The sequence below is a fragment of the Enterobacter sp. WCHEn045836 genome (assembly GCF_003965585.1).
Taxonomy (GTDB): Bacteria; Pseudomonadota; Gammaproteobacteria; order Enterobacterales; family Enterobacteriaceae; genus Enterobacter; species Enterobacter dissolvens.
Window position 1 is genome coordinate 1 of the sequence record NZ_RXPT01000023.1, and the last position, 15,444, is coordinate 15,444.

At 55.2% G+C, this 15,444-nt stretch carries 15 protein-coding genes; 3 read left to right on the forward strand and 12 right to left on the reverse strand.

The window, feature by feature from the left end; genetic code table 11:
• Nucleotides 1-114 precede the first annotated feature (114 nt).
• The 4 genes from hemG to pepQ are packed head-to-tail and all read right to left on the reverse strand — an operon-like array spanning nucleotide 115 to nucleotide 4,108.
• On the reverse strand, nucleotides 115-660 hold the full coding sequence (hemG, locus tag EKN38_RS22485) for a menaquinone-dependent protoporphyrinogen IX dehydrogenase (protein WP_014833683.1): 546 nt from the start codon (nucleotides 658-660) through the stop codon (nucleotides 115-117).
• 10 nt (nucleotides 661-670) lie between these two features.
• Nucleotides 671-2,122 carry a Trk system potassium transporter TrkH gene (gene trkH, locus EKN38_RS22490; protein WP_014833684.1) on the reverse strand — a complete coding sequence of 484 codons (1,452 nt, stop codon included), beginning with the start codon at nucleotides 2,120-2,122 and terminating at the stop codon, nucleotides 671-673.
• Nucleotides 2,123-2,162: 40 nt separating this feature from the next.
• Nucleotides 2,163-2,777, reverse strand: coding sequence for an IMPACT family protein (locus EKN38_RS22495; protein WP_014833685.1), 615 nt, complete (start codon nucleotides 2,775-2,777; stop codon nucleotides 2,163-2,165).
• Nucleotides 2,777-4,108 carry a Xaa-Pro dipeptidase gene (gene pepQ / locus EKN38_RS22500; RefSeq protein WP_014833686.1) on the reverse strand — a complete coding sequence of 444 codons (1,332 nt, stop codon included), beginning with the start codon at nucleotides 4,106-4,108 and terminating at the stop codon, nucleotides 2,777-2,779. The genes EKN38_RS22495 and pepQ overlap by 1 nt, the downstream gene beginning before the upstream one ends.
• Before the next feature lie 190 nt (nucleotides 4,109-4,298).
• Here pepQ and fadB point away from each other — a divergent pair, with 190 nt between their 5' ends.
• Entirely contained in the window at nucleotides 4,299-6,488 is a 2,190-nt protein-coding gene (gene fadB, locus EKN38_RS22510) for a fatty acid oxidation complex subunit alpha FadB (RefSeq protein ID WP_014833687.1), read from the forward strand.
• 9 nt (nucleotides 6,489-6,497) lie between these two features.
• Nucleotides 6,498-7,661 carry an acetyl-CoA C-acyltransferase FadA gene (gene fadA / locus EKN38_RS22515; protein ID WP_014833688.1) on the forward strand — a complete coding sequence of 388 codons (1,164 nt, stop codon included), beginning with the start codon at nucleotides 6,498-6,500 and terminating at the stop codon, nucleotides 7,659-7,661.
• 161 nt (nucleotides 7,662-7,822) lie between these two features.
• On the opposite strand, the gene fre is transcribed toward fadA, so the two are convergent.
• Both fre and ubiD read right to left on the reverse strand, forming a co-directional pair.
• The gene (fre, locus tag EKN38_RS22520; RefSeq protein ID WP_014833689.1) at nucleotides 7,823-8,524 is read right to left on the reverse strand and encodes an NAD(P)H-flavin reductase; all 702 of its coding nucleotides are present in this window, start codon (nucleotides 8,522-8,524) and stop codon (nucleotides 7,823-7,825) included.
• A gap of 30 nt (nucleotides 8,525-8,554) precedes the next feature.
• Nucleotides 8,555-10,060, reverse strand: a complete 1,506-nt coding sequence (gene ubiD / locus EKN38_RS22525; RefSeq protein ID WP_014833690.1) for a 4-hydroxy-3-polyprenylbenzoate decarboxylase — start codon at nucleotides 10,058-10,060, stop codon at nucleotides 8,555-8,557.
• 170 nt (nucleotides 10,061-10,230) lie between these two features.
• On the opposite strand from ubiD, the gene rfaH reads away from it, so the two are divergent.
• Nucleotides 10,231-10,722: a transcription/translation regulatory transformer protein RfaH gene (gene rfaH / locus EKN38_RS22530; RefSeq protein ID WP_013099234.1), complete on the forward strand. Its 492-nt coding sequence runs from the start codon at nucleotides 10,231-10,233 to the stop codon at nucleotides 10,720-10,722.
• On the opposite strand, the gene tatD is transcribed toward rfaH, so the two are convergent.
• From tatD to ubiJ, 6 genes are all read right to left on the reverse strand, one after another.
• Nucleotides 10,719-11,501 (reverse strand): 3'-5' ssDNA/RNA exonuclease TatD, encoded by a 783-nt coding sequence (tatD, locus tag EKN38_RS22535; protein WP_126522829.1) that lies wholly within the window; start codon nucleotides 11,499-11,501, stop codon nucleotides 10,719-10,721. The genes rfaH and tatD overlap by 4 nt on opposite strands.
• 41 nt (nucleotides 11,502-11,542) lie before the next feature.
• On the reverse strand, nucleotides 11,543-12,313 hold the full coding sequence (gene tatC / locus EKN38_RS22540; RefSeq protein WP_014833692.1) for a Sec-independent protein translocase subunit TatC: 771 nt from the start codon (nucleotides 12,311-12,313) through the stop codon (nucleotides 11,543-11,545).
• 2 nt (nucleotides 12,314-12,315) lie between these two features.
• Complete coding sequence (gene tatB, locus EKN38_RS22545) at nucleotides 12,316-12,858, reverse strand: Sec-independent protein translocase protein TatB (protein ID WP_014833693.1); 543 nt, start codon at nucleotides 12,856-12,858, stop codon at nucleotides 12,316-12,318.
• Nucleotides 12,859-12,861: 3 nt separating this feature from the next.
• Nucleotides 12,862-13,116 (reverse strand): Sec-independent protein translocase subunit TatA, encoded by a 255-nt coding sequence (gene tatA / locus EKN38_RS22550; RefSeq protein ID WP_014833694.1) that lies wholly within the window; start codon nucleotides 13,114-13,116, stop codon nucleotides 12,862-12,864.
• 76 nt (nucleotides 13,117-13,192) lie between these two features.
• Nucleotides 13,193-14,833, reverse strand: coding sequence for a ubiquinone biosynthesis regulatory protein kinase UbiB (ubiB, locus tag EKN38_RS22555; protein WP_014833695.1), 1,641 nt, complete (start codon nucleotides 14,831-14,833; stop codon nucleotides 13,193-13,195).
• On the reverse strand, nucleotides 14,830-15,435 hold the full coding sequence (ubiJ, locus tag EKN38_RS22560) for a ubiquinone biosynthesis protein UbiJ (RefSeq protein ID WP_014833696.1): 606 nt from the start codon (nucleotides 15,433-15,435) through the stop codon (nucleotides 14,830-14,832). Before ubiJ ends, ubiB begins: the two co-directional genes overlap by 4 nt.
• Nucleotides 15,436-15,444: the final 9 nt, after the last annotated feature.

Genomic DNA, 15,444 nt, shown 5'->3' on the forward strand with positions numbered 1-15,444 from the left:
CGGCGTGTGTGCCGTTGTTCCGTGTCAGTGGAGGCGCATTATAGGGAGTTATTCTGAAGTGACAAGCACAAAATACAAAAAACTTTTCGTTCGCTCACTTTTCAAACTCTGTGCTTATTTACGCTGCGAATCGCGTGATAAATGCGCGATTTCCCGCGCAAAACTGGCCACCTGAGACCAGTCGGTATAAACCACTTCTTTACGCGTATCGGTTTCACCGCCGGTCATTTTCATAATCAGGCGAATCATAAAGCGGTCATACCAGCGATAGCGAGGATAACGCAGCGCCCCTGCAAAGACCGCGCAGAGATCTGGCCGCCACGGAGAGTTCAGTAAAAACTTGCGCGTGTAGCTGTTGGTCTGCGGTGTACGCTTTTCTGCTTTGCGCGCCACCAGGTTGACCGAGTAGAACGCCCCTGGCAGCTTATTGAGTACCGCCGTATGCTTTTTCACAAAGCGATCCAGCGCAGGATGGAAATGACCGTAACGAATAGACGCCCCGATGACTACACGATCGTAATCCTGCCAGGTGATTTGCTCCGTACGGTTCAGGTTCACCACATCAGAGTAAATGCCCAGCTCTTTTAATTCAGAAGCCAGATAAGAGGCAATCTCACGCGTTTGCCCGTCTCGCGTAGAGAAAAGAATAAGTGTTTTCACCGACGACTCCTTATTCGCGCCAGAATGTTGGGGTGAACAGCACCAGCAGCGTAAAGACCTCGAGACGCCCAAACAGCATATTGGCGATTAAGATCCATTTCGCGACCGGGTTCATACTGGCAAAGTTATCCGCCACGACCCCCAGGCCAGGCCCGAGGTTATTAAGTGTTGCCACAACGGACGCAAAGGCAGAGAAATCATCCACCCCCGTCGCGATGATCGCCAGCATACTGACGATAAAGACCAGGGCATACGCCGAGAAGAACCCCCACACCGCTTCAAGGATACGTTCCGGCAGTGCCCGGTTACCCAGCTTGATGCTATAGACCGCATTCGGGTGCACCAGGCGTTTTAACTCACGGTTCCCCTGCTTAAAGAGCAACAGAATACGAATCACCTTCAGGCCACCGCCCGTCGATCCGGCGCAGCCGCCAATAAACGCAGAGCACAACAGCAGCACGGGCAGGAACAGCGGCCAACGGGCAATGCTGTCCGTGGTAAAGCCTGCGGTTGTCGCCATCGACACCACCTGGAAGAACGCCTGGTTTAGCGTGGTCAACGCCGAGTTATAGACATCGTGGAACCAGAGCACCAGCGTACAGATGACCACCAGCGTGAGCTGGACGCCAATAAACATGCGGAACTCGGGATCGCGCCAGTACACCTTAAGGCTACGTCCGCTGAGTAATGAGAAGTGTAGACCGTAGTTACAGCCGGAGATCAGCAGGAAAATAGCGATAATCGTATTAATAGTTGGGCTATTAAAGTAGCCCACGCTGGCATCGTGGGTAGAGAATCCGCCGATGGCGATTGTCGCGAAGCTGTGCCCAATGGCATCGAACGCAGGCATGCCGGCAAACCACAGCGCCAGCGCACAGGCGACGGTCAGTAAAACATAAATCAGCCACAGGGTTTTCGCCGTCTCGGCAATACGCGGGCGCATCTTGTTATCTTTCAGTGGCCCCGGCATTTCTGCCCGGTACAGCTGCATGCCCCCGACGCCCAGAATCGGCAGGATAGCCACAGCCAGGACGATGATCCCCATACCACCGAACCATTGCAGCATCTGGCGATAAAAGAGAATGGCGTGGGGTAACGAATCCAGCCCCACCAGCGTTGTCGCCCCGGTGGTCGTTAAGCCGGAGAAGGATTCAAAAAAGGCATCTGTGATGCTCAGGTTGGGTTGTTCGGAGAAGATAAAGGGCAGCGAACCGACGCTCCCCAGCACCGTCCAGAACAGCACCACAATCAGAAACCCTTCACGTGATTTCAACTCACCTTTCTGACGACGGTTTGGCCACCACAGCAGTGAGCCAATCGCCAGTGCGACAAAGAAGGTCTGGGTAAATGCCCGCCCCGCACCGTCCCGGTAGATAAGCGCCACCAGTCCTGGGAGAATCATCGTCCCGGAAAAAAGTATGACCAGCAGTCCAACGATTCGGGTTATGGCACGAAAATGCATCTCTGCCGCTTCCTTTGGTATTCAAAAAGTGAGGTGGGGATTATTCTTCAATCGGCAGCAATTGCAACGAACCGCGACTAAAATCCGCCAGTTTTGCCGAAAAAGCAGCCAGTTCAGCCTGAGGAAGCGCCACACGCAATTGCACCATTGCCTGGTAATCACTGTGTGCAATCACACCGTTAAACTGTTTGAGCAGCGCTTCGACACCCGATAGCTGGGCGTAGTCGCACAACAAAGTATATTCGGTGAGTGGCGTTTTGCGGGTGGTGACCAACATATTAAGCGCCTGCTGTACGCCACCGCCATAGGCTTTAACCAGCCCACCGGTACCTAACAAGATGCCGCCGTAGTAACGAACGACCACGGCGGTTATTTCGCCCACACCGCTGCCCATGAGCTGGGAAAGCATGGGTTTACCGGCAGTGCCCGCAGGCTCACCGTCATCAGAAAACCCCAGCTGCTGCGAGTCGTCCGGCGGCCCGGCGACCCACGCCACGCAGTGATGACGTGCATCAGGATGCGCAGCGCGGACAGACTCTACAAATGCCTTTGCCGCCTCTACGCCGTCGGTGTGTGCCAGCAGCGTAATAAAGCGGCTTTTCTTGATTTCCTCAACAAAGGTGACCGGTTCAGCCGGTATCAGCCAGCTTTCCATCAGGCCAGCTTCAGGTCTCGCGTCATATTCTCGATACCGTTCTCATGAATCACCACGTTATCTTCGATACGAATGCCGCCAAACGGTTTCAGCGCGTCAATTTTTTCCCAGTTGAAGTGCTTGCTGAACTGACCTTCGCGCCATGGCGCTAACAGCGATTCGATAAAGTAGATCCCCGGCTCAATGGTCAGCACCATGCGCGGTTCAAGAATACGCGTGCAGCGCAGGTAAGGATATTTAGACGGCGCGGCAAGGTGCGTGCCGGTATCATCCTGCATAAAGCCCGCGACATCGTGTACCTGCAGACCCAGCGGGTGGCCGATACCGTGCGGCATAAAGGGCCCGGTCAGATCGTTTTCGACCATCGCCTCTTCGCTCATGTCTTTCACAATCTGGTGTTTACGCAGCAGTTTAGCGATGCGCTGATGGAACTGGATGTGGTAATCCACATAGCTGGTTCCGGCTTTCATGGTGCTGATCAGCGCCAGTTGCTCATCGTTGACGTCTTTAATCAGGTGCGCAAAATCGGTATCCGCATTGGCCGCCCAGGTACGGGTCAGGTCTGCCGCGTAGCCGTTGTACTCTGCACCCGCGTCCAGCAGGAAGCTGCGCATCTCAGACGGCACATGGTGATCCAGTTTGGTGTAATGCAGCACAGACGCATGTTCATTCAGGGCGACGATGTTGCTGTACGGCACATCGGTATCACGGTGACCGGTCGCGGTGAGGTATGCCTGATTGATATCGAACTCGCTCATACCGGACTGGAACGCTTCATGCGCCGCACGGTGGCCATTCACCGCCGTTTTTTGCGCTTCACGCATGCAGTAAAGTTCGTAGTCGGTTTTATACGCGCGGTAATAGTGCAGATAATCCAGCACCCCTTTCGGGTTGAGTTTGTCTGCCGGGATATCCAGCCCCAGCGCACGCTCTGGTACCGGACCAATGTAGGCGATATTGCCACGCGCGGCTGGCAACAGGCTGCCAATACCGTCGGCTTTTGGTAACGCAATAACGTCCACTTCTTCTGTCCAGAAGCTGGTCGGCAGTGGCTCAACGTTGTGCCAGTAATCGACAGGCAGATAGAACCACAGTTTCGGCTTGTTCACGCCATCCACCAGCAACCAGCAATTTGGCACCTGGGTTACCGGCACCCAGGCCTTAAACTGCGGGTTAACTTTAAACGGATACGCATGGTCGTCCAGAAAGGTATTCATCAGCTCGCCGGAGTGGATTAACAGCGCATCCAGCTTAAAGCGGGCGAGTACATCACGGGTACGTTCCTGTAGGGTAACGATATGATTTTTATAAAGCGAAGCCAGTGAGTCCATCATTCTTCCTTTCGTTTTTTTGACCTCAAGTCCTCGCATCTTAGCACACCTGTCTCCGGCTGCGTGATTTCCACCGACCGTGATCAATGCAGCAATTTCTTAATGAGTAATTTGCATTTTATTAACATAAATCCCACACTCCGACTCATCTGGTATGACCAGATCCACTTGCTGGATTCAGGAGACTGACATGCTCTACAAAGGCGACACCCTGTACCTCAACTGGCTGGAAGATGGCATTGCCGAACTGGTGTTCGATGCCCCCGGCTCAGTCAATAAGCTCGATACCGCGACGGTGGCCAGTCTTGGCCAGGCGCTGGATGTACTTGAAAAGCAAACTGATTTAAAAGGGCTGCTGCTGCGCTCGAACAAAGCGGCCTTTATTGTCGGTGCCGATATCACCGAATTTCTTTCACTGTTCCTGGTGCCTGAAGAACAGCTGAGCCAGTGGCTGCACTTTGCCAACAGCGTCTTCAATCGTCTGGAAGATCTGCCTGTCCCGACCCTTTCCGCCGTTAACGGCTACGCGCTGGGCGGCGGCTGTGAATGCGTGCTGGCCACCGACTACCGCCTTGCCACGCCGGATCTGCGCATCGGTCTGCCGGAAACCAAATTGGGCATTATGCCGGGCTTTGGCGGCTCCGTACGTATGCCGCGCATGCTGGGCGCCGACAGCGCCCTGGAAATCATTGCCGCAGGTAAAGATGTCGGCGCAGAGCAGGCACAAAAAATCGGCCTGGTCGATGGCGTCGTGAAACCAGAAAAACTGATTGAAGGCTCCCTTGCCATTCTGCGCCAGGCCATTAACGGCGATCTCGACTGGAAGGCCAAACGCCAGCCGAAACTGGAGCCGTTAAAGCTCAGCAAGATTGAAGCGGCCATGAGCTTCACCATCGCCAAAGGTATGGTGATGCAGACGGCGGGTAAACACTACCCGGCGCCGATCACGGCGGTGAAAACCATTGAAGCCGCAGCCCGCTTTGGCCGCGACGAAGCACTAAAGCTCGAAAACCAGAGCTTTGTCCCGCTGGCACACACCAATGAAGCCCGCGCGCTGGTTGGCATCTTCCTCAACGATCAGTTCGTGAAAGGCAAAGCAAAACAGCTGACGAAAAACGTTGAGACGCCAAAACATGCGGCGGTCCTTGGCGCAGGCATTATGGGCGGCGGCATCGCTTACCAGTCCGCCTGGAAGGGCGTGCCGGTGGTGATGAAAGACATCAGCGAGAAATCCCTGACGCTGGGGATGACCGAAGCGGCCAAGCTGCTCAATAAACAGCTGGAACGCGGCAAAATTGACGGTCTGAAACTCGCAGGCGTGATCTCCACTATCCAGCCCGTACTGGAATACACCGGTTTTGACCGCGTCGATGTGGTGGTTGAGGCCGTGGTAGAGAACCCGAAAGTGAAGAAAGCGGTGCTGGCCGAAACGGAAGAGAAAGTGCGTCCGGAGACCGTACTGGCCTCTAACACCTCGACGATTCCGATTAGCGAGCTGGCAAGCGTCCTGAAGCGCCCGGAAAACTTCTGCGGAATGCATTTCTTCAACCCGGTGCACCGTATGCCACTGGTCGAAGTGATCCGCGGTGAAAAAACCTCTGACGATACCATCGCAAAAGTGGTGGCGTGGGCAAGCAAGATGGGCAAAACCCCGATTGTGGTCAACGACTGCCCGGGCTTTTTCGTCAACCGCGTGCTGTTCCCTTACTTCGCGGGTTTCAGCCAGCTGCTGCGCGACGGCGCGGATTTCCGCAAAGTCGATAAAGTGATGGAAAAACAGTTCGGCTGGCCAATGGGTCCGGCGTATCTGCTGGATGTGGTTGGCATTGATACCGCGCATCATGCACAGGCGGTTATGGCAGCGGGTTTCCCGCAGCGCATGCAGAAAGATTATCGCGATGCGATTGACGCCCTGTTCGAAGCTAACCGTTTCGGTCAGAAAAACGGTCTGGGCTTCTGGCGCTATAAAGAAGACAGCAAAGGCAAACCGAAGAAAGAAGAAGATCCGGCGGTGGATAGCCTGCTGGCCGGGGTGAGTCAGCCAAAACGTGACTTCACGGACGATGAAATCATCGCCCGGATGATGATTCCAATGATCAACGAAGTGGTGCGTTGCCTCGAAGAAGGCATTATCGCCAGCCCGGCAGAGGCCGATATGGCGCTGGTCTATGGCCTGGGCTTCCCTCCGTTCCACGGCGGCGCGTTCCGCTGGCTGGATACGCTCGGCAGCGCCCGCTATCTCGATATGGTGCAGCAGTATCAACACCTCGGCCCGCTTTATGACGTGCCGGAAGGGCTGCGTAACAAAGCGCGCCATAACGAAACCTATTACCCAGCAGTTGAGCCAGCCCGCCCGGTTGGCGAGCTGAAAACGGCTTAAGGAGTCACAATGGAAAAGGTTGTCATTGTTGATGCGATTCGCACCCCAATGGGCCGTTCAAAAGGCGGTGCCTTCCGTAACGTGCGTGCTGAGGATCTCTCAGCGCACCTGATGCGTAGCCTGCTGGCGCGTAATCCGGCGCTGGACCCGGCTGCGCTCGACGATATCTACTGGGGCTGTGTGCAACAGACGCTTGAGCAGGGCTTCAACATTGCCCGTAATGCGTCGCTGCTGGCGGAGATCCCGCATTCGGTGCCGGCAGTGACCGTCAACCGTCTGTGCGGTTCCTCAATGCAGGCGCTGCATGATGCGGCACGTATGATCATGACCGGCGATGCCCAGGCCTGCCTGGTCGGCGGCGTGGAACACATGGGCCATGTGCCAATGAGCCACGGGGTCGATTTCCACCCTGGCATGAGTCGTAACGTGGCGAAAGCCGCAGGCATGATGGGACTGACCGCCGAAATGCTGTCCCGTCTGCACGGCATCAGCCGTGAAATGCAGGATACCTTTGCCGCGCGTTCTCATGCTCGCGCATGGGCCGCCACGCAATCCGGCGCGTTTAAGAATGAGATCATCCCGACCGGCGGCCACGACGCTGACGGCGTTCTGAAACAGTTCAGCTACGACGAAGTGATCCGTCCGGAAACCACCGTTGAAGCGCTGTCCACACTGCGTCCGGCGTTTGACCCGGTTACCGGCACGGTTACAGCAGGGACCTCGTCAGCGCTGTCTGACGGAGCGGCCGCGATGCTGGTTATGAGCGAAAGCCGCGCCTGCGAGCTGGGGTTAACGCCACGCGCTCGGGTACGTTCGATGGCGGTTGTAGGATGCGATCCTTCAATCATGGGCTACGGCCCGGTTCCGGCCTCGAAGCTGGCGCTGAAAAAAGCGGGATTGACCACCAGCGATATCGACCTGTTTGAGATGAATGAAGCGTTCGCCGCGCAGATCCTGCCGTGCATCAAAGATCTGGGGCTGATGGAGCAGATCGACGAGAAGATTAACCTCAACGGCGGCGCGATCGCCCTCGGTCACCCGCTGGGCTGCTCCGGGGCGCGTATTAGCACAACGCTGATTAACCTGATGGAACGCAAAGACGCGCAGTTTGGTCTGGCAACGATGTGTATTGGGTTGGGTCAGGGTATCGCGACGGTGTTTGAGAGAGTGTAAGGCGATAACGTAGGCCCGATAAGCATCGCGCCATCGGGCTTTTGCCGGGAGGCGCTGCGCTTTCCCGGCCTACGAGAGGTACCTCGCCGCAAGTGACGCCATTGGCGAAGAGAGACAGTTTAGTTGCCGTTCTTCCCGCCTGTCAGGGGCGGGTTTTTTATTTAGATAAACGCAAACGCATCGCCAAACAGACGATCTTCACGTGCATCACGTTCGTTACAGAACAGGTCACGGGCAATTTTCGCCATCTCAAAGCGGCCCGCGATATAGATGTCGTGCCCTGCCAGCGTGCCATGATCCTGCAGTACCGCCGTCAGCACCGTCCCGCTACGCCCACGCCAGCCCTCTTCCGGCTGCTCAACCACCGGCTCAACACGCAGGTTGGGATGGTTAACGCTCAGCGCTTCCAGCTCAGAGAGGTCGTAGAGATGTTTCTCTTCGCGGCCACCCCAGTAAATGGTGATATCACGGTCTGGATTACGGGCCAGTGCGGTCAACAGAATAGAGCGCACATACGAGAAGCCTGTGCCACCAGCGATCAGGATCAGTGGACGGTCTTCGTCATCGCGCAGCCACGCTTCACCGTGTGGAATATCCACTACGATTTCGCGTTCCTTCAGGATCCGATCCATCACCGCCATCGCATACAGGTTAAGCTCTGACGCACCAATATGAAGCTCAATAAATTCCTGCTCCGCTGGCGTTGAGGCCATAGAGAAAGGACGCTTATCACGTTCATCCATCACGACCATCAGGTACTGACCAGCACGGAAAGAGAATGCCGCTTCAGGCACTAAACGGACGCGATATACGGTGTCGGTGATAGCATCTACCGAGGTCACTTTACAGCTTAAGGTTGTCATTCGCTCTCTCTGTCGGGAAGTCTATAGGGCTTAACGGTCAGCCTGCGGTTTACCGTTACTCATTATGGCCAGTTCGTCCCAGATCGCGTCAATTCGCGCGGTCACAGCAGGATCTTTCTTGATCGGGCGACCCCATTCACGGTCGGTTTCGCCAGGCCATTTATTTGTGGCATCCAGTCCCATTTTTGAGCCAAGTCCGGAAACCGGCGAGGCAAAATCCAGATAATCTATCGGCGTGTTTTCCACTAACACCGTGTCGCGCGCCGGATCCATTCGCGTGGTAATGGCCCAGATAACATCATTCCAGTCGCGGGCGTTAACGTCATCATCGCAGACAATCACAAATTTGGTATACATAAACTGGCGCAGGAAAGACCATACGCCCATCATCACGCGTTTCGCGTGGCCAGGATACTGCTTCTTCATTGTGACCACCGCCAGGCGATACGAGCATCCTTCAGGCGGCAGATAGAAATCAACAATTTCCGGGAACTGCTTTTGCAGGATCGGCACAAACACTTCATTCAGCGCCACGCCCAGCACTGCGGGTTCGTCCGGTGGACGTCCGGTATAAGTGGAGTGATAAATCGCATCTTCACGCTGGGTAATGTGCGTGACGGTAAACACCGGGAAGTTATCCACTTCGTTATAATAGCCCGTGTGGTCACCGTACGGGCCTTCGGGTGCCAGCTCGCCCTGTTCAATGTAACCTTCCAGGACAATCTCTGCACTCGCGGGCACTTCGAGGTCGTTAGAGATACACTTCACGACTTCCGTTTTGGTGCCACGCAGCAGTCCTGCGAAGGCATATTCCGACAGCGTATCCGGCACTGGCGTGACCGCGCCCAGAATGGTGGCGGGGTCGGCACCTAACGCAACAGAGACCGGAAAACGCTCGCCCGGGTGCGCAGCGCACCACTCCTGGAAATCCAGCGCGCCACCGCGATGCGACAGCCAGCGCATAATGAGCTTATTCTTGCCAATCAGCTGCTGGCGGTAAATACCCAGATTTTGACGCTCTTTGTGTGGCCCGCGTGTGACGGTGAGCCCCCAGGTGATGAGTGGCGCAGCATCTTCAGGCCAGCACTGCATGATCGGGATTTTGGTCAGATCAACCGCATCGCCTTCCAGCACTTTCTGCTGGCATGGCGCGCCGCGAAGGCGTTTGGTTGGCATGTTCAGTACCTGCTTAAACTGCGGCAGTTTATCGAACAGATCGCGGAAGCCTTTCGGTGGCTCCGGCTCTTTCAGAAACGCGAGAAGTTTACCTACTTCACGTAACGCGGTGACGTCCTCTTGCCCCATGCCCAACGCCACACGCCGAGGTGTCCCAAACAGGTTGCACAGCACCGGCATTGAATAACCTTTCGGGTTTTCAAACAGAAGCGCCGGACCACCGGCACGCAGGGTGCGGTCAGCAATTTCTGTCATTTCCAGATAAGGATCGACAGGAAGCGTAATGCGTTTGAGTTCGCCCTGCTTTTCCAGCAGCGTCAGGAAGTCGCGGAGATCGTGGTATTTCATGCAGTTAATCATGGCCTCTCTGTAAGCGCTTCATTATACGGCGTAAGCCTGCGTGATGCTGTAATTTTGTTAAATTAGCGTGAACTTCTGCATCCTGTTCCCATTTCGGCCATTATAATCAACTTAGCGATCCCGCCAGGGTTTTGATATGCTTGCGCCCGAAACTAAGGGAAAGAGTGATTATGCAGGCCTGGTATTTACTGTATTGCAAACGCGGGCAGCTTCAGCGCGCGCAGGAACATTTAGAACGTCAGTCTGTAAATTGCCTGACACCCGTGATCACGCTTGAAAAAATGCAGCGCGGGAAGCGCACAACCGTCAGTGAGCCGTTATTTCCGAACTATTTGTTCGTGGAATTCGACCCGGAAGTGATCCACACCACTACCATCAGTGCCACGCGTGGCGTCAGCCATTTTGTCCGTTTTGGTGCGCACCCGGCAACGGTGCCGTCGACGGTGATCCATCAGCTTTCGGTTTATCAACAACCTGAAGATATTACCGACCCGGAAACCCCGTACGCGGGAGACAGTGTTGTCATCACCGAAGGTGCCTTCGAAGGCCTGCAGGCGATATTCGCCGAGCCAGACGGTGAAGCACGCTCCATGCTGTTGCTCAATCTGCTTAATAAGCAGGTGCTGCAAAGCGTGAAAAACACCGACTTCCGCAAAGTTTAAAAATCAATGCCAAACAGGCGACGCACGTTGTCATCCGTCAGCGCAGATAACCCATTCGGATCTTCTCCGCGCCACTGCGCCACGCTCGTGACAATATGCCCCAGCCAGGCCGGTTCGTTACGTCGCGATGCCGGTTTTGGTTTGATATCACGCGGCAATAAATAAGGCGCGTCGGTTTCGAAGAGCAACCGGTCGGCCGGGATCGCCGGCAACAGTTCGCGAAGCTCCAGCCCGCGACGTTCATCGCACACCCAGCCGGTAATCCCCAGATAAAGCCCACGATCCAGACAGTCCAGCGCCTCCTGACGAGTACCGGTAAAGCAGTGCAGCACTGCGCCAGGCAGTTTATCCAGCCAGGGGTCCAGCAGCGCGAGGAAGCGCTCATGCGCGTCACGACAGTGCATAAACACCGGCATTTCAAGCTCGGCCGCCAGGGCGAGTTGCGCCGTAAACGCGTTTTCCTGTTCGGCAGGGGTGGAAAAATTGCGGTTGAAATCGAGGCCACATTCACCGATGGCCACCACTTCGGATGTTTTCGCCAGCCTGTGTATGATTTCAGCACTCTCCGAGGTCCACTGGCTACTGTCGTGAGGATGCACGCCCGCGGTAGACCAGCAGCGATCGTAGCGTTGAGCCAGCTGTCGCGCCTGCTCGCTTTCATGCAGATTGGTGCCTGTCAACAGCAGGCCTTTTACGCCAGCGTCAAACGCACGCGCCACCACGTCGTCACGATCTTTCGCAAACTGCAAACTGGTCAGGTTGAGTCCGATATCAAACATGCAGATCCCCATATGACAACCGCCCTGACGGGCGGCTGGTTTTACTCTTCAGTGCTCTTTTCAGAGACGTCGTCTTCGTCCTCTGATCGACGCCCTTTCCCCACATAGAAACGTGAGAAGAAGACGCCAACCTCAAACAGGCAATACATCGGTATGGCCAGCAACGTTTGCGAGAAGACATCGGGTGGCGTCAGCAGCATGCCGACCACAAATGCGCCGACCAGGATGTACGGACGCTTCTTACGCAGGTCATCCGGGGTTGTCACCCCTACCCAACAAAGCAGCACAATCGCTACCGGCACTTCAAACGCCACGCCGAACGCCATAAACAGCGCCATCACAAAGCTGAGATAGCTGGCGATATCGGTCGACACCTGTACCCCTTCTGGCGCGGTATGCGTCAGGAAGCCGAAGGCCAGCGGGAAGACCACGAAATAGGCAAACGCCATGCCGATATAGAACAGCAGCGAGCTGGAGACCAGCAACGGGATCACCAGTTTGCGTTCATGCTTATACAAGGCCGGCGCCACAAACGCCCAGACCTGGTAAAGAATGACCGGAGCAGAAGCAATCAACGATACCCAGAACGTGAGCTTAATGGGCGTGAAGAACGGCGAAGCAACGTCCGTCGCGATCATCGTCGCGCCCAGCGGCATCTGCTTTATCAGCGGCGCAGAGACAACCTGGTAGATATCGTTGGCGAAATAAACCAGGCATAAGAAAATAACGAAAACCGCAATAATGCAGTTTAACAGGCGCTTACGCAGCTCTATGAGGTGCGTAATGAGCGGTTGAGTATCATCTACTGCCATGTTTACGCTTTATCACTCGACGAGGGGGATGATTCGGTAACAGGCGCGGCGGGCTTTGCCTCAGCCGCTTTGACCACAGGGTCTTCCGGCTGCGCCTGTTTTTTCAGTTCAGGTTCCTGCGGCGTATGTTCAGGCGCGGTGGCCTGATGCTCCGCGCTGGCAGGCGTTACGCCCTCGCGCTGCGCTTCACTGTTCTTCACCACCGGGTTGTGAATGGTGTTTGCTTCATCGCTCGCTTTTTCAGGATCGTTGACGCTGTAGGAGCGCTTCATGGATTCTGCCGCTTCGCGCAGTTCATCCATTGAAGCTTTCAGTTCCGGCGTCAGGTTATCCATGCTCGCCCTCTCAACCTTTTTCAGGCTTTCCTGAAATTCCTGCAGCTTAAGCTCCTGCGCCAGCTCGTTCTGTACGGTAGTCGCCAGCGAACGAAGCGCACGCACCCACCCCGCAACCGTTTTTACTGCAACGGGTAAACGCTGCGGACCCAGCACAATCAGGCCAATCACAAAGACCAGCAGCAGCTCACCAAAACCAATGTCGAACACGACTTATACCTGCTCTTTATCGTGGCGTTTAGCGTCTTCCTTTTTGGCATCTTCTTGCTTGTCGGAGATGGACTTAGCAGTGAAATCAGCATCCTGGCTGGTTTTATCCTGCTTGTTCTCATCATCGCTCATCGCTTTTTTGAAGCCTTTGATAGACGCGCCCAGATCGGAACCGATAGAACCGAGCTTTTTGGTGCCAAACAGCAGCACGACGATGACGGCAATAATTAACAATTGCCAGATACTGATACCACCCATACAAATTCCTCAGTGATAGATGATTAATTAGTCAGGCCGCATTATACGTACGCAGCCTGGTGATAGCGACGACTGTTCAGCGCGTCTTTCTCCAGCCAACGAACCAGACCACTATTCCGGCGGCCATCAGCCAGGCGGGCGCCATCTGCCAGTCCGGACGGTTGATTAACAACAACGTACCACTTAGCAGCAGTGTTGCGCCAATACCAAACAGATAGCGAGACTGGCCCTGACGCACACGATTCGACTGAAGCTCGTGGGCGATTTTATCCATGCTGAGTTGCAGGTTCTTGCTCTGACGCAAACTGTCATACACCAGTTCAGGAAGCTCCGGCATTTTTTCAACCCAGAACGGGGCTTTATCTTTGAACGCACGTACCAGTGCCGGAATGCCAACCTGATCTTTAATCCAGGATTCCAGGAAAGGTTTCGCCGTCTTCCACAAGTCTAACTGAGGATAGAGCTGTCGACCTACACCTTCAACGTAAAGTAATGTTTTCTGGAGTAAAACAAGCTGTGGCTGCACTTCCATGTTGAAGCGGCGAGCGGTGTTAAACAGATTCAGTAGCACGTGACCGAACGAGATTTCCGCCAGCGGTTTTTCAAAAATCGGTTCGCAGACGGTACGGATGGCAAACTCGAACTCTTCGACATTGGTATCCGGCGGAACCCATCCTGAATCGACGTGCAGTTCGGCCACCTTACGGTAGTCGCGGTTAAAGAAGGCGATAAAATTCTCCGCCAGATAACGCTTATCTTCTTTATTCAGCGAACCGACAATACCGCAGTCAATGCCGATATATTGCGGGTCATCCGGATGCTCATAGCTCACAAAGATATTGCCCGGATGCATGTCTGCGTGGAAAAAGCTGTCGCGGAAGACCTGGGTAAAGAAGACTTGTACGCCACGTTCGGCCAACAGCTTCATGTTCGTTCCCTGCTTCTCCAGGGCCACGACATCCGAGACAGGAATACCGTAAATACGCTCCATAACCATCATGTTCTGGCTGCAGTAGTCAGAATAGACTTCAGGGACATACAGCATCGGGCTGTTTTCAAAATTGCGACGCAGCTGGATGGCGTTTGCCGACTCGCGCAGCAGGTTCAGTTCATCGATTAGCGTTTTTTCGTATTCCCGTACCACCTCCAGCGGGCGCAGGCGGCGTCCGTCAGGGAGCAGACGTGGAACCCAGCGCGCCAGACGATAGATAAGCTTCATGTCCGCTTTGATGATCGGCAGGATATCCGGGCGGATAACTTTGATAACGACTTCTTTGCCATTCTCTTTCAGACGTGCGGTATGCACCTGGGCAATGGAGGCAGAAGCCAAAGGCTGAATGTCGAAATCGTCGAACCAGGTCTCAACAGGAATATTGCCCATCGCCTCTTCGATCTGTTTTTTCGCGCGCACGCCGTCAAACGGGGCCACGCGATCCTGCAGCAGCGCCAGCTGATCGGCAATCTGGGGCGGGAAAAGATCGCGACGGGTAGAGAGCATTTGCCCGAACTTAATCCATACCGGGCCCAGCTCCTGTAGCGCCAGACGCAGGCGTTCACCCAGCGGCTGACCTTTATGGCGATTAGGCATCCAGAACAGCATCCGCCGCCAGATACGAAGCGGCAGCGTGATACGCATTTTGGGGATAAGCTCGTCGAGCCCGTAACTCAAAAAGGTGTGGACGATAAAATAGAGGCGCCGAATTTCACCAGGCGTCATTTGCCCTCCAGTTTTTCCAGCCGTTTGGTTAACGCATCAACCGCACGTTCAACAGCCGCGGTCTCTTCCGCGAACCAGGCCACTTCCAGCGGTCCGGGGGCCATACGCCACTCTTCGGTCAGCACTTCTGCCGCATAGCGCTGCTGACGTTGCAGGCTTTTACGCAGGAACGCGGTACCGCCATGCAGGGCTTTGCCGATCCCTTCCGCTGCAATGTCGCCAATAAAAGGCGCAAGCAGCTCTGCCGGGTCGAACTCAGCCAGATCGCTGAGCGCAACGAAATTTTGTACGACCTGTAGGTCGCCTTCCACTTCCAGCTCACCGCTACGGATCAGCGCCGTCAGCTGCTGGCGGTCACGCAGTTTTGGCAGCACGCTCATGTGCGTGATGACAGAGCAGTCGGCTTCTCCTTCCCACTCCCCCAGAACGTCAAGCTGGCGTTCGCTGAAGACCAGCACAAGCGGCGTCGAGAACTCTTTTAAAACGATGCGTAATACCTTCCCGTTAAGCCGCTGACGCGCGGCTTTTAGCGCCGGCGCACGATAAAGGAAGGCATTCAGTACATTCTCGATGCCTGCGGTGACTAAGGGTTTAAAGGGCACGGGACACCT

What these genes read in the sequence shown, in the direction of transcription:
- EKN38_RS22495 (WP_014833685.1), bottom strand. Translation starts at nt 2,777, where the DNA reads ATGGAAAGCTGGCTGATACCGGCTGAACCGGTCACCTTTGTTGAGGAA.
- tatC (WP_014833692.1), bottom strand. Translation starts at nt 12,313, where the DNA reads ATGGCAGTAGATGATACTCAACCGCTCATTACGCACCTCATAGAGCTG.
- ubiD (WP_014833690.1), bottom strand. Translation starts at nt 10,060, where the DNA reads ATGATTAACTGCATGAAATACCACGATCTCCGCGACTTCCTGACGCTG.
- pepQ (WP_014833686.1), bottom strand. Translation starts at nt 4,108, where the DNA reads ATGGACTCACTGGCTTCGCTTTATAAAAATCATATCGTTACCCTACAG.
- fadB (WP_014833687.1), top strand. Translation starts at nt 4,299, where the DNA reads ATGCTCTACAAAGGCGACACCCTGTACCTCAACTGGCTGGAAGATGGC.
- fre (WP_014833689.1), bottom strand. Translation starts at nt 8,524, where the DNA reads ATGACAACCTTAAGCTGTAAAGTGACCTCGGTAGATGCTATCACCGAC.
- tatA (WP_014833694.1), bottom strand. Translation starts at nt 13,116, where the DNA reads ATGGGTGGTATCAGTATCTGGCAATTGTTAATTATTGCCGTCATCGTC.
- fadA (WP_014833688.1), top strand. Translation starts at nt 6,498, where the DNA reads ATGGAAAAGGTTGTCATTGTTGATGCGATTCGCACCCCAATGGGCCGT.
- rfaH (WP_013099234.1), top strand. Translation starts at nt 10,231, where the DNA reads ATGCAGGCCTGGTATTTACTGTATTGCAAACGCGGGCAGCTTCAGCGC.
- ubiB (WP_014833695.1), bottom strand. Translation starts at nt 14,833, where the DNA reads ATGACGCCTGGTGAAATTCGGCGCCTCTATTTTATCGTCCACACCTTT.
- trkH (WP_014833684.1), bottom strand. Translation starts at nt 2,122, where the DNA reads ATGCATTTTCGTGCCATAACCCGAATCGTTGGACTGCTGGTCATACTT.
- tatD (WP_126522829.1), bottom strand. Translation starts at nt 11,501, where the DNA reads ATGTTTGATATCGGACTCAACCTGACCAGTTTGCAGTTTGCGAAAGAT.